General features: G+C 35.5%; 13 protein-coding genes. 9 read left to right on the top strand and 4 right to left on the bottom strand.

The annotated features are described in order from the left end of the window. Positions 1-165 precede the first annotated feature (165 nt). Together REI64_RS04345 and REI64_RS04340 are read left to right on the top strand one after the other, a co-directional pair. A complete protein-coding gene (locus REI64_RS04345) occupies positions 166-1,194 on the top strand; it encodes an outer membrane beta-barrel protein (RefSeq protein WP_308848878.1) in 1,029 nt (342 codons plus the stop codon). Positions 1,195-1,267: 73 nt separating this feature from the next. Continuing rightward, positions 1,268-1,849 carry a DUF4468 domain-containing protein gene (locus REI64_RS04340; protein WP_308848877.1) on the top strand — a complete coding sequence of 194 codons (582 nt, stop codon included), beginning with the start codon at positions 1,268-1,270 and terminating at the stop codon, positions 1,847-1,849. Positions 1,850-1,934: 85 nt separating this feature from the next. Here REI64_RS04340 and REI64_RS04335 read toward each other — a convergent pair whose 3' ends face one another. Beyond that, positions 1,935-2,408 carry a ribonuclease H-like YkuK family protein gene (locus REI64_RS04335; RefSeq protein ID WP_308848876.1) on the bottom strand — a complete coding sequence of 158 codons (474 nt, stop codon included), beginning with the start codon at positions 2,406-2,408 and terminating at the stop codon, positions 1,935-1,937. A gap of 266 nt (positions 2,409-2,674) precedes the next feature. Here REI64_RS04335 and REI64_RS04330 point away from each other — a divergent pair, with 266 nt between their 5' ends. Beyond that, positions 2,675-3,982 (top strand): DEAD/DEAH box helicase, encoded by a 1,308-nt coding sequence (locus REI64_RS04330; RefSeq protein ID WP_308848875.1) that lies wholly within the window; start codon positions 2,675-2,677, stop codon positions 3,980-3,982. Positions 3,983-4,077: 95 nt separating this feature from the next. Next, positions 4,078-4,305 carry a DUF1456 family protein gene (locus REI64_RS04325; RefSeq protein ID WP_308848874.1) on the top strand — a complete coding sequence of 76 codons (228 nt, stop codon included), beginning with the start codon at positions 4,078-4,080 and terminating at the stop codon, positions 4,303-4,305. A gap of 110 nt (positions 4,306-4,415) precedes the next feature. Here the strand turns inward: REI64_RS04325 and REI64_RS04320 are convergent, their stop codons facing one another. Next, on the bottom strand, positions 4,416-4,802 hold the full coding sequence (locus REI64_RS04320; protein ID WP_308848873.1) for a response regulator: 387 nt from the start codon (positions 4,800-4,802) through the stop codon (positions 4,416-4,418). Between the two features lie 233 nt (positions 4,803-5,035). On the opposite strand from REI64_RS04320, the gene REI64_RS04315 reads away from it, so the two are divergent. From REI64_RS04315 to REI64_RS04300, 4 genes are all read left to right on the top strand, one after another. Further along, positions 5,036-5,539 carry a MarR family transcriptional regulator gene (locus REI64_RS04315; protein WP_308848872.1) on the top strand — a complete coding sequence of 168 codons (504 nt, stop codon included), beginning with the start codon at positions 5,036-5,038 and terminating at the stop codon, positions 5,537-5,539. 57 nt (positions 5,540-5,596) lie between these two features. Beyond that, positions 5,597-5,953 carry a hypothetical protein gene (locus REI64_RS04310; RefSeq protein WP_308848871.1) on the top strand — a complete coding sequence of 119 codons (357 nt, stop codon included), beginning with the start codon at positions 5,597-5,599 and terminating at the stop codon, positions 5,951-5,953. Positions 5,954-5,964: 11 nt separating this feature from the next. Then, positions 5,965-6,360 (top strand): hypothetical protein, encoded by a 396-nt coding sequence (locus tag REI64_RS04305; protein ID WP_308848870.1) that lies wholly within the window; start codon positions 5,965-5,967, stop codon positions 6,358-6,360. Positions 6,361-6,506: 146 nt separating this feature from the next. Beyond that, a complete protein-coding gene (locus tag REI64_RS04300) occupies positions 6,507-7,469 on the top strand; it encodes a hypothetical protein (protein WP_308848869.1) in 963 nt (320 codons plus the stop codon). Positions 7,470-7,485: 16 nt separating this feature from the next. Here the strand turns inward: REI64_RS04300 and REI64_RS04295 are convergent, their stop codons facing one another. Continuing rightward, positions 7,486-7,896: a Dabb family protein gene (locus tag REI64_RS04295; protein ID WP_308848868.1), complete on the bottom strand. Its 411-nt coding sequence runs from the start codon at positions 7,894-7,896 to the stop codon at positions 7,486-7,488. A 93-nt stretch (positions 7,897-7,989) separates the two neighbouring features. Continuing rightward, positions 7,990-8,592: an outer membrane beta-barrel protein gene (locus REI64_RS04290; RefSeq protein ID WP_308848867.1), complete on the bottom strand. Its 603-nt coding sequence runs from the start codon at positions 8,590-8,592 to the stop codon at positions 7,990-7,992. A 642-nt stretch (positions 8,593-9,234) separates the two neighbouring features. On the opposite strand from REI64_RS04290, the gene REI64_RS04285 reads away from it, so the two are divergent. Next, complete coding sequence (locus REI64_RS04285; RefSeq protein WP_308848866.1) at positions 9,235-13,293, top strand: glycoside hydrolase family 2 TIM barrel-domain containing protein; 4,059 nt, start codon at positions 9,235-9,237, stop codon at positions 13,291-13,293. Positions 13,294-13,311: the final 18 nt, after the last annotated feature.

The raw sequence follows: 13,311 nt of genomic DNA, 5'->3' as shown, positions 1-13,311 counted from the left end.
AAGATGGATAACTTTTTCTGGATCAATAAATTAATTTAATGAATACGACCACAAGTTCGGGTCGGGTGGGATTGCTTTGATTAAATTTTGCACTATGCTATATATTATGCCCTTCTACTGTTAGAAGGTTGAATTCAATTATTAACCCCCTAATTCTTTGAAAAAATGAAAAATCATATAGCTGCATTATCTCTTTTATTATTAAGCACTGCTACTGTTGCAGTTGCACAAGAAAAAGCTTCACCTTTAGAAATATCGGGATCGGTAGATACTTATTATAAATACGATTTTAACAAATCGGGTAACATAAAAACTTTTTTTGCCAGCGATCAAAATTCTGTTTCTCTGGGTATGATAGATTTAGCCTTGAAAAAAACTACAGGCAAAGCTTCGTTTGTAGGCGAACTTTCTTTTGGCCCAAGAGGGCAAGAGCAATCGTTGCTTACCGCTGCTGATGGTAATTCTTTCCATATCCAAAACTTGTATGTAGACTACGCATTTAGTGATAAATTTAATATGACTGCTGGTTTCATGGGAACTTTTATCGGGTATGAAGTAATTTCTCCGGCGGCAAACTTTAACTACTCAACGTCTTATTTGTTTGGTGCAGGACCGTTCCAAAATGCAGGTGTTAAAGGTACCTACAGTTTTTCTGATAAAGTAAGCTTAATGTTAGGACTGTTTAATGAATGGAATGTATATTCGGCTTCTCGTGGCACATCTAGTATTGGAGGGCAGTTAATGGTTTCTCCTGTAGAGGGTTGGACAGCATATATTAACGGATTACATGGTTTGGATGGCTATGGAAACTACAGCACTATTTTTGACCTAACTACAGCCTACGAAATCAACGATAAAGTAAAAATTGGGCTAAATGCGGCCGATTTAAGTGCTGGCGATGATAGTTTTGGCTATTCTGGCGTGGCTTTGTATCCACAATATGCATTTACACCAGCAGTGGCTTTAGGTTTAAGAGCCGAATACTTTAACTACAAAGGAATTTCTGGTGGACCAAGTGCAAGCGTAACGTCGTTTACCTTATCGGGCAACATCAAATCTGGAGGTTTAACTTTTATTCCAGAGGTACGCTTTGATAATGATAAAGATTTTACCCAAGGCTTCTTGAAGAGCAACTTGACAACATTTAATAAATCTGCAGCCCAGTTTTCTTTAGCGGCTGTTTACAGTTTTTAGACTTAATACGATAAGCTAATCACAACCGAAAGCGTCCCGATATTCGGGACGCTTCATTTTTATCGACAATTTTATGAAACAGCTTTGCTTTTTTTTCGTATTAATTACGCTTTCTAAATTTTCTTTTGCTCAAGAAGTAGCAGAGCTGCCTAAAGACGAAACAGGTAAACTTACTTATTATGAAGTAGTAAATACAACAGTTAAAGAAGATAGCCTCAAAATCAGATTATTGAGCTTTATTGCAAAAAGCAAAAAAGATATAAAGCTAAATACTACCCAAAACTCAAAAGTAATTTTGGCCAGAGGTAAGTTTACCATCCAAAAAACTACCACGCTACTGTCGCATCCCTCTGGTGAAATAACTTATCAGTTTAACTTTGAAAGCAGTACAGATAAATACCGTTTTTGGCTAACTAATTTCGAGTTTATTCCTTACCAGAAAGATAGATATGGCAATTTTGTGCCTAGTACGGCTATTGGCGTACCGCTAGAAATAGAGCCTAAAAAATCAAACGCAAAGCAATGGGAAGATTATCGTTTGCAGGCTTCGGAATATGCTGTCAATTTCGCAAAGCGATTAAAAGACCATTTGAAGAATAAGATATTTACACCACCTCCAATTTCGGAAAAGAAAGTAGTTTCAAAAAGTTGGTAGTACAAGCGATAGTCAAAAGCTTAAAGACCAAAGACAAAAACCACTGAAGAAAAGTCTTCCCTTTTAGGGGAAGATTTAGATGGGGTTAATGTACCATTTTATCTGCACAAGTAGAGCTGGCAAACGCTTCTGGTTTTGCTTTGAAAATGAAACCCATACTTAAAATATAACCCATCGCTTCGTTTAATGCTTTGTTAGATTTAAAAGATGGATTGGTATTGATATCAGCATGTACTTCCAAGTCTACATCGTAAATATCAAGCAAATCACAGATGGAGTAGGCGGTCTCGATAGATTTCTGTACTTCTAGCAGCATTCTTTCCTTAATTCCCATTTGTTGGGTCGATTTTTCCTGTGCAATGTACATAAAGCCACCATGATGTTCTCTAAGCAGCACAATTACCGTTGCAAAATCCGTATGATTACTTTTTACTTGCGAATCGGTGCCGATGCAGACTTTTAGCTTGTATCCGCTTTCGGTTTCGCGGAGAATTGCTTTTTCTACTTCTTCTAAAATTGACGAATGAATAACTTCGCCACTAAATTTCTTCCAGGTCATAAGTTATTGATATGTAAAGCAAACCTAAAATCAGGTTTCCTAAAATTAATGGCTTAATGTTAAAGTTTCTTTAAATCAGTATTGTTTATTTGCTAACATTTTATTGTTTATCAACAAGTTATCTTGATTTACGATTTTAGATTTACGAATTACGATTTGCAATGAGCTTAGCAATTCAAAACTGAAACATTAATATTCTTAGTGTTCTTCGTGACTTTGTGGTTGTTAAATGAAAACTGCCAACTGAAAACTGTTAACTTTACAGCATGGAACTGCAAAAACTGCTTTCAAATCTCAATATCAAAAATCTTAATCCTTTGCAAGAAGAAGTAAGTGCCAAAGCCAAAACAAGTACCGATTTAGTGGTGCTTGCGCCAACTGGCTCTGGTAAAACTTTGGCTTTCCTAATTCCGGTGCTACGCAATTTAAATAAGCAAAGCAAGGGCGTACAATGCTTAATTTTGGTTCCATCCAGAGAATTGGGCTTACAGATAGAGCAAGTTTTTAAACAAATGTCTACGGGCTTTAAAGTAACTTGCTGTTATGGCGGTCACTCGGTAAAAGTGGAAAGAAATACCTTAATTGAAGCGCCAGCAGTGTTAATCGGTACACCTGGACGTATTGCATTTCACTTGCGTGAGCAAAATTTTGACGAAAGTACCATCACCACTTTAATACTCGATGAATTTGATAAGTCTTTGGAGTTCGGATTTACGGAAGATATGTCATTCATTATTGGAAGTTTGTATTCATTAAAGCAGCGTATGCTAACTTCAGCAACTGCCATGCAGGAAATTCCAGATTTTACGGGAATTAGAAATCAGTTGGAGATTAATTTTCTTAGTCAGCAGGAGATTTTGCCAGACTTAAAACTAAAGCGAATTAACACACTTGCCGAAGAAAAACTCGAAACACTTTTTAAGCTGATCTGTAAAATTGGCGATCATTCGATGTTGATCTTTTGTAACCACCGAGAAACCGTAGATCGTATCAGTGATTTACTGATAGACCAGGACTTGGTACACGATATTTTTCATGGTGGGATGGAGCAAGACGATAGGGAACGGGCGCTGTTGAAATTTAGGAATGGCAGTGTAAAGATTTTAATCACAACAGACCTAGCAGCAAGAGGACTGGATATCCCGGAAGTAGAATATATCATCCATTATCAATTGCCATACACTAAAGATGCTTTTGTACATCGCAACGGGCGTACTGCAAGAATGAATGCGAAAGGAACTGCTTATTTGATTTTTGCCGAGGATGAAAAATTTCCATATTTAGATGATCATATTGATATAGAACATTTGGATGGTGAATATCAAATTCCGCCAGATAGTGAGTGGCAAACCATTTATTTGGCTGCAGGTAAGAAAGATAAAATCAATAAAATAGACATTGTTGGCTTTCTTTTAAAAGTTGGAGGCTTAGCTAAAGAAGATCTGGGATTAATAGAAGTAAAAGATTTGAGTGCTTATGCCGCAGTAAAGCGTAAATTTGCACCACAACTAATCAATAAACTGTCGGGACAGAAAATAAAGGGCAGGAAAATAAAAGTAGAAATAGCAAATTAGTTTTCAGTGGGCAGTTTTCAGTTCGGTTAATCGATTAAAACAATTAAACAGTTAACCAAATAAACAAATGAACTATTTAACAAATGAACTAAAATATGAGCAATAACGATATCATTAAAAAGCTAAGAGTAGCTTTATCTCTAAACACAGATCAAATCATAGAAATCTGTAAACTAGTAAATTTTACTGTGACAAAAAGCGAATTGGGCGATATCTTTAGAAAAGAAGACCACCCAAACTTTAAAAAATGCGGCGACCAAATCCTAAGAAACTTTCTTAACGGACTCGTAATTTATAAACGTGGGCCTAGGGAAGAAAAATAATTAGAAACTATTTAATACTATATTATTGCACGTTGGCTAGTAGACCAAACGCTAGCAGGCGTATCCGCTAGCAATATTGTATCAAACTGTTCTAATTTCTAAATAGTTTCTTAATTGATGTTATGTCTTGCAACTCTAACATTAATCAATTTCTCTATTTTTTCTAAGAGCACATCCATTTTAAATGGCTTCGGCATAAAATCATCTGGTGGTGTTTCCAATAAATTAATTTCATCAGCTTTGTATAAGCCAGACATCATTAAAATAGGAATGTGTTTGGTTTTCGGGTTAGTTTTGATCTCTGCACAAATGGTACGGCCATCAATTTTTCCCAATACAATATCCAGAATAATTAAATCTGGATTAAAACTATTTACGGTTTCATGTATTCCTTCCGCATCACTAAGAGGCTCTACTTCGTACCCGCCAATTTCCAAAACTAATTCAATAGTATCTAATACCTCTTCATCATCATCTACTACTATAATTCTTTTCATAACCGCAAATATAACATTGTTGAACTATTTACATAACAACGATTTAACAATAGGGTTTACATAAAATGAAGATTTAACTAAAAAAGAAGTTGGTTGATTTAGGTATAAACAGCGTAGTGTATTGACATTCATTAGTATGCAACCTTTTTTTAACAAAAAAATCATTAAAATAGAATTAGTAAAAAAACTTTCAATTATTTTTGAAAGTTTAAAAACTATTTATAGATTTGACCATGCAATTCGACGAAGCAAAAAATAAATTTGTACAAACATGGGGAGCTTTAGGTTCTCAATGGGGCATCAATAAAACGATGGCGCAAATACATGCTTTGTTAATGGTATCTAAAGACCCAGTTTCTATGGAGGATATTATGCAAGAGCTTCAAATATCTAGAGGCAATGCTAGTATGAACTTGCGGGGCTTGATGGATTGGGGGATAGTTTATAAGGCCAATAAACCTGGTGAGCGTAGAGAATTTTTTATAGCTGAGAAAGATTTAGATGAATTGGCTACTAAAATTGCGAAGGAGAGGAGCAAGCGAGAAATAAAACCAGCGTTAAAGGTTTTGAAAGAAGTAAGCGCAGTTGAAGGCGATAAATCTGAAGAAGCTAAACATTTTGTAGAGCAAACCAAGAAGCTATATGAGTTTGTAGCAAGTGCCGATGAGATGATTGATAAAGTGACGGAATATAAAGATAATTGGTTGGGTAAATTGATGATAAAGATTTTTAAATAGTCTTTTTTTATAGATCGAAGTTTCAATGTTTTCTGAAATTTTAAAATAAATAAAATTATGATGAGCTTTAATTTGATAGGGTACAGCATATTTATCAGTCTAATGGCTTTCATCATTGTAGTTGTTGGCAAAATTTGCTACAGAAACGGAAATGTTTTCGTTGCAGAGCTTATTCCCGGACATTTAGCGCTCTGCCAACAAATCAACAAAATATTACTCATTGGTTATTACCTCGTAAACATTGGCTATTGTGCTGTTAACCTTTCCTTTTGGCAAGTTATCAGTTCTACACCTATGCTGGTAGAAGTAATAGCCGTAAAAATGGCAGGAATTATCATTATTCTTTCTGCCTTACATTACCTCAACATCTTTTTGTTAACTACTCAAGTACAGAAACTAATTAAACAACAATAAATTTAAACGTCATGAACACTACAAAAATTTTAATCGGTTATGCAGTTTATTTGCCAATAGCACTTTTGCTTACCCTTTACGTTTCTAGAACTCTTTTTAGAAACAGCAAGATTTATATGCTAGATATTTTTAAGGGAAGAGAGGAAATTGCCTTTGCTACCAATAAATTGTTCGAAACAGGTTTTTACTTGTTAAATATCGGCTTTGCCTTAATGATTTTGAAAATAAGACTTTATGGTAATAATTATCAAGAGTTAGTAGAAGCGTTGAGTTACAAAATAGGCAGCTTTTCAATTTATTTAGGACTGATGTTGTTTATCAATCTATATTTCTTCTTTAGAGGCAAAAGAAAAGCAAAAGAAAGTTTGAATGTAATAGCTCCTCAGCCACCGAGGTTTACAGCTTAATTAAAAGTTTTATGCTTTCTATCATAGTAGTTAAATCAAAACTGTGATAGAGAGCACATGAAATTAGAGCTTATCATTTAAAAAATATAAATTCACTTGTTCTTGTATTACTTAATACATAGAAATTGCTCAAAATAAACTATAAGATGAATTCACTAGTTCAAAAATTACCTGATAACGATAATAAGCGCAAATGGATTGCCGTGGGTATAACCTTTACAATTTCTATTCTCCTAACACTTCTTGGAATTTACTTTTATAGGGATTACGGTATTGCTTTATTCATATTAACTCCTTTTTTTATGGGTGCTTGTCCGGCTATTTTATATGGTTCAAAAAAGCAAATCAGTAAGATGGAAGCATGGAAAATAGCTTTCACAAGTTTATGTGTTTTTACCTTAGGACTATTGTTTTTTGCTATTGAGGGATTAATATGTATAGCCATGGCAGCACCTATTGCAATTTTATTTAATTGGATTGGAAGTTTGATTGGTTACTTCATTGTTAGTAAAAGAGCAAACACTTCTGCCGTAGTTATTTTGGTTTTGTTTGGCGCTATTCCAACTACAGCTTTTATAGAGAAAGATGTAAAACCAGAACTTACTTCGGTAGTTACTTCCATTGAAATTGAAGCGGACTTGGCTACAGTTTGGAAAAACGTTGTTGAATTTCCTGAACTTGACAAACCAAATGAGTTTATCTTTAAAACCGGAATAGCTTATCCTATAAATGCAAAAATTGAGGGCAAAGGTGTTGGTGCGATCAGGTATTGTAACTTTACAACAGGTAGTTTTGTAGAACCTATTACAGTTTGGAATTTTCCAAATTTGTTAGCTTTTGATGTTCTTGAGCAGCCGGCGCCAATGAAAGAAGTTAGCTTTTGGGATATTGATGCACCGCATTTGCATGACTACTTCGTATCGAAAAAAGGGCAGTTTAAACTAACAAAATTGCCAAACGGAAATACTTTGCTAGAAGGAACTACTTGGTATTATCACAACATCAAACCCGCAGCATACTGGAAAGGATGGAGCAGCTACATCGTTCATAAAATACATGAACGAGTACTGAACCACATTAAACATAATTCAGAAGATGTAGTGCGGTAATTTTGTCTATCGATAATTAAACCGAAACAGCATCGTAAACTAAAACTTTGTTCCAAAGATGGCTGCAGTTTTTAATAAATTCTTGATGTATCGGGTGGTCTTGATAAATTTTTTGTCCTTCTAACGTTTCAAAAAACATCAATTCAGAAACCGACCAGCTATTGTCAACAACTTCTCTTTTCTCAGTACTTGCAACTACACCTATATGGATGGCTTTAATACTTTCAATTTTTTTAAGTGTTTTCAATCCTGATACTAATTGATCTCGATCTACTTTTGAAGAAGGATTTTTAAGCCAGAAAAATACATGATGTACAATAGGGTGTTTGATGTCTTCTTTTGCTTGCGGAACTGCATTTGCAGCTAAAGCGGCTACCGATAAACTTGCCGTAGCGGCTATAAATTTTCTGCGATTGGTTTTATTCATCTTATCGGTGTTGTTATTCTATTTAGTAAATATAAAAAATAAAAACGGCTTCCCTTTTTGGGGAAGCCGTTTTATACTTAGGTTATTTCGTTATTAGAAGTGAAATTGTACCCCTAATTTTGGAGCAAAAGTGTTTGCTTCTAAACCAAAGCTATTTGCTTTAACCTTAGCACCAGAACCTTCAGCTTTTAAGGTTGCATTTTCGTAACCTAAACCATTAACCGAAAATTCGATACCAATTTTTTTGTTAGGGAAGAATGCAAAACCTGGTGCAACATTTACACCAATTGTAGTAGCTGTACCTAATTTTGCACCAGTATCGCCATTTGCTTCTACGTCTTTAACCGTTCCAAAAGCCATAGGTACTGATAACTGACCGAAGAATTTGAATTGATCTGTTAAGTTCACATAGTAACGACCGAAAGGAGCCACTCTAAAAGCTTCAGTTTGTGCACCATCACTAACAGATTTGTCATAGGTATATCCAACACCTGTACCCACAGCAAAGTTATTGCCTACAAAGTAACCAACACTAGGAACAACGCTAAAGTTGAAATCTGCTTTTGCAGCACCATCTACTTTTGTACTATTAAAACCTACGTTACCACCTAAGATAATTTTTCCTTTTTCTGTTTGTGCGTTTGCGCCGAAAGTTATAGCTGCTACAGCTACTAACGATAATAAAAGTTTTTTCATTTTTTTAAATTGTTTTTATGAAGCTATCCGATAAATCGGATGGTTTCATTTTGTGTTAAAATTTATGTGTTATCATAAATGATCTTCTGACCATTTGATCATCTATTTTCAACTACCATACCCTAATGAAAAGTTGTCAGTTGTGCCAGAAAATGACTTTTTAGCTTAATTGTTTGATTGATAAATTGTTAATTATTTATCTTGAAAAACGAAATTATATTGGTTTGACAAACCTCTATTTTGGTGACAATTAAGTGATTTTTGGTGGTTTTTTAGTTTTGCCGAATTGGCATAATTTGGCAGGAAATTAGAAACTATTTAAAAGTTTGTAGACAGAAACGCTCAGGTGGTTGAGCACACTAAACTCTTGCAGCAGCCTATAGACGGGTATACCCACTCGCCTAAGCATTTTCGCTTGTGGAAATTTGAACAGTTTCTAGATGTCGATTATTTTAGCAGAAGGCTACTTGGTCTGTTTAAAAGTAATAGTTTAACAAGAAATCAAACGTTTGCACTGTTTTAATTTAAGTGATATCTACTTTAAATCATATTTTTGGTTTAATCACATCTCCCTATATTTTGATAGATAATATTAATTTCTAAAAGAATAATAATTAACGTTTGCTAGCTATTAAATAATTTATGAAGAAGATAAATTGTAGTATTTTATCTGTACTATTATGGGGTTGCACTAGTGTAGGCACAGTTGTATTTGCCCAAACTTTTACACCTCAGTTTAACAAACTCTCTGGTTTTGCTTACGGTACTGTTAGTGCACCAACTGGAAAAGAATGGGAGTCGCCCGAGAAGCTTTCTTTAAATAAAGAACAACCCCATGCTTACTTTTTTAGTTTTGGCAGCATCAAATCGGCAGTTAGGGTGCTGCCCGAAAACAGTGAGTATGTCCAGTCGCTTAACGGTACTTGGAAGTTTAATTGGGTAAAACACCCCAATGAGCGGCCAGTTAGTTTCTACAATCAGAACTTTGATGTTTCTAAATGGGATGAAGTTCCTGTACCTGTGAGCTGGAATATCTACGGAATCCAAAAAAATGGGGCTTTAAAATATGGGGTTCCAATTTATGTTAATCAGCAGGTCATTTTTCAGCACCAAGTAAAGCTAAATGATTGGAAAGGAGGCGTAATGAGAACTCCACCACTAAGCTGGACAACGTATCAATATAGAAACGAAGTAGGTTCTTTTAAACGTAGTTTTGAGGTTCCTGCAAATTGGGATGGGAGAGATGTTTTTATCAACTTCGATGGAGTAGATTCGTTTTTCTACCTGTGGATTAATGGCAAGTACGTAGGCTTTTCTAAAAATTCCAGAAATTTAGCTTCTTTCAATATCAGTAAATATCTTTCTAAACAAGGAGAAAATAGTGTTTCTGTTGAGGTTTACAGGAACTCCGATGCTTCCTATATCGAAGCGCAGGATATGTTTAGACTACCTGGTATTTCGAGGTCGGTATATTTAACTTCTAAACCAAAAATTAGCTTTGCTGATATAGTTGCCATACCCGATCTCGACAGCAATTATAAAAATGCCACATTAAATATTACGGCAAAGCTAAATAACTCATTGGGCAAAGCTGCAAAAAAATACAGTGTTACCTATCATCTATTCGCCAATAAACTCTATAGTAATGAAGTTGATAATGAAGAAAAAGCTAGTCTTACGGTAGACCTATTGCCCTTAAAGGTTGGTAATGATAATTTACTTACGATACCTATGGATGTACTGGCTCCAAACAAATGGTCGGCAGAGCAGCCTTATCGTTACACTTTGGTAGCAGAGCTGAAAGACAAAAAAGGTAATCTGGTAGATTTAGTTTCGGTAAATGTTGGTTTTAGAAAAGTTGAAATTAAAGATACCAGTGCCGAAGATGATGAATTTAATTTGGCTGGTAGATATTATTACATCAATGGTAAAACGGTAAAGTTGAAAGGCGTAAACCGCCACGAGACTAACCCAGAGAAAGGCAAGGTAGTTAGCCGCGAACAAATGGAGACTGAAATAATGTTAATGAAACGGGCAAATATCAACCATGTTCGTAATTCACATTATCCAAACAATCCTTATTGGTACTATCTGTGTGATAAATACGGTATCTATTTGGAAGACGAAGCTAATATCGAAAGTCATGAATATTACTACGGAAAAGAATCAATATCACATCCAATAGAATGGCGAGATGCTCATGTTGCTAGAAATCTGGAAATGGTTCATGCTACGGTTAACCACCCATCTATCGTAATTTGGTCTTTAGGAAATGAAGCTGGACCTGGTAATAACTTTGTAGAAGCTTATAACGCCATTAAAAAGTTTGATGTTTCTCGTCCGGTACAATACGAACGTAACAATAGAATTGTAGATATGGGTTCTAACCAATATCCTTCTATACAGTGGGTACAAGAAGCTGTGAAAGGAAAATACAAACTGAAATATCCTTTCCATATTTCCGAATATGCGCATTCTATGGGTAATGCTGCCGGAAATTTAATAGATTATTGGGAAGCTATAGAATCTACCAATTACTTTATGGGTGGTGCCATTTGGGATTGGATAGATCAATCTATGTATTATTACGACAAACAAACTGGAGAACGTTTTTTTGCCTATGGAGGCGATTTTGGTGACAAACCAAACGATGGAACTTTTGTAAACAACGGGCTAATATTCGCAGATATGAAGTTGAAGCCGCAGTATTACGAGGTTCGAAAGGTATATCAAAATGTGGGCGTAAAAGCGGTAGATCTAACACAGGGAAAAATTGAAGTTTTTAACAAAAACTATTTCACTACGTTAGACGATTATCAAATTCAATGGTCTTTATATAAAGATGGGGTAGAAGTAGAGAAGCGTACTGATTTTAATAGTGCGAAAATTTCGATAGGTGCTCGTGAGAAGAAAATTTTAACTGTTCCGCTTGATTTTAATAAATTAGAGATTGGATCTGAGTACTTCATTAAAATCCAATTTTTACTTGCTAAGGATATGCCTTGGGCAAAAAAAGGTGAGGTGCAAATGGAGGAACAGTTATTTTTGAAATCGGCAACCGCTCTACCAACTATAGCTTCACAACAGCCAAAACAAAAAATTAGTGTTGTTGCCAAAGGCGAATTGTTGGAAATTAAAGGACAGGGTTTCGCTGTTAATTTCGATAAGAAAACCGGAACTATTTACAATTTAAGTTATGGCGGTAATACGACCATACGTAATGGCGAAGGACCAAAGTTAGATGCACTTAGGGCACCAGTAGATAATGACAATTGGGCTTACAAGCAGTGGTTTGAGAATGGTTTACACAACTTAAAACACAAAGCATTATCAAATAATGTTTATAGCCGTAACGATGGTGCTATTGTACTGGCTTTTACTGTTGAGTCGCAAGCTCCAAATGGTGCAAGTATTAACGGTGGTACATCCGGAACTTACACTATTATTGAGAACAAAAGCCAACCCTTTGGCACTGATGATTTTAAATTCGTAACTAACCAAGTATGGACGGTTTATCCAGATGGGTCTATAGAACTGAAATCGAGTATCACTTCAAATAATCCAAGTTTTGCGCTTGCCAGAATTGGTTACTCATTGCAATTGCCTGAGAGCTATAGTCAATACAATTATTACGGAAGAGGGCCAATAAATAACTATGCTGATAGAAAAACGGCCCAGTTTATTGAGTTACATAAAAGTACAGTGAAAGATCAGTTTGTGCCATGGCCAAATCCGCAGAGCATGAGCAATAACGAGGACATACGGTGGATGGCTTTATCTAATGCACAAGGCCAGGGTTTGGTGTTCATCGCCAATAAAACAATGTCTACATCGGCTTTGCCTTGGAGCGAACTAGAATTAACTTTAGCACCGCATCCGCATCAATTACCCAAAAGTAGTGGCACACATTTACATTTAGATGCCGCTGTTACTGGGCTTGGAGGCAATAGTTGTGGCCAAGGACCTCCATTGGAAAAAGATAGGGTAAAGGCAGAAAACCACAATTTCGGATTTATAATTAGGCCGTTTTCAAACAATGACTATGCAAAAGTTGCCAAGGTTGGAGCTGCTGGTGATGTACCGGTTTCTATTTCTAGGGAGCGAAATGGTATGCTAAATATATCGAGCGAAAATACTAATGCTAATTTGTTTTATAGTTTGGCCAATGGTAAGATTTTGCAGTATAAGCAAGCTTTTATGTTTAGAGAAGGAGGAAAAGTAACTGCTTGGGATAAAGGTAATGACCGCATAAAAGCTAGTTTTGATTTTCCGAAGATTGAAACCATTCCGTTAGAGGTGGTAGCTGCATCTAGTGTGGAAGTAGGAGAGGGCGATGCTAAGCATTTTATAGATGGTAAAACAAATACCATTTGGCATACCATGTATTCGGTTACGGTGGCTCAATATCCGCATTGGGTAGATTTTGACAGCGGACAATTGAAAGAAATTAAAGGTTTTAGTTATTTACCACGACAAGATGGTACAAATGGACACATCAAGAATTACAAAATCCAAATCAGTACCGATGGTAAAAATTGGGGAGAAACTGTAATAGAAGGAGCATTTGAAAAAGGCTCGCAGCTAAAAACAGTGAAGTTTGCCACTCCAGTAAAAGGTCGTTATATTCGTTTTACGGCACTTTCGTCTCAAAATGGACAAGATTTTGCTTCGGGTGCAGAGTTTTCGGTAATTGCTAATTAATGGTTGTTTAAGTTTTAA

It is taken from the genome of Pedobacter sp. (genome assembly GCF_031119335.1).
Lineage (GTDB): Bacteria > Bacteroidota > Bacteroidia > Sphingobacteriales > Sphingobacteriaceae > Pedobacter.
The sequence above is the reverse complement of the archived record's forward strand: the minus strand, read 5'-3'. Positions and strand labels throughout refer to the sequence as shown.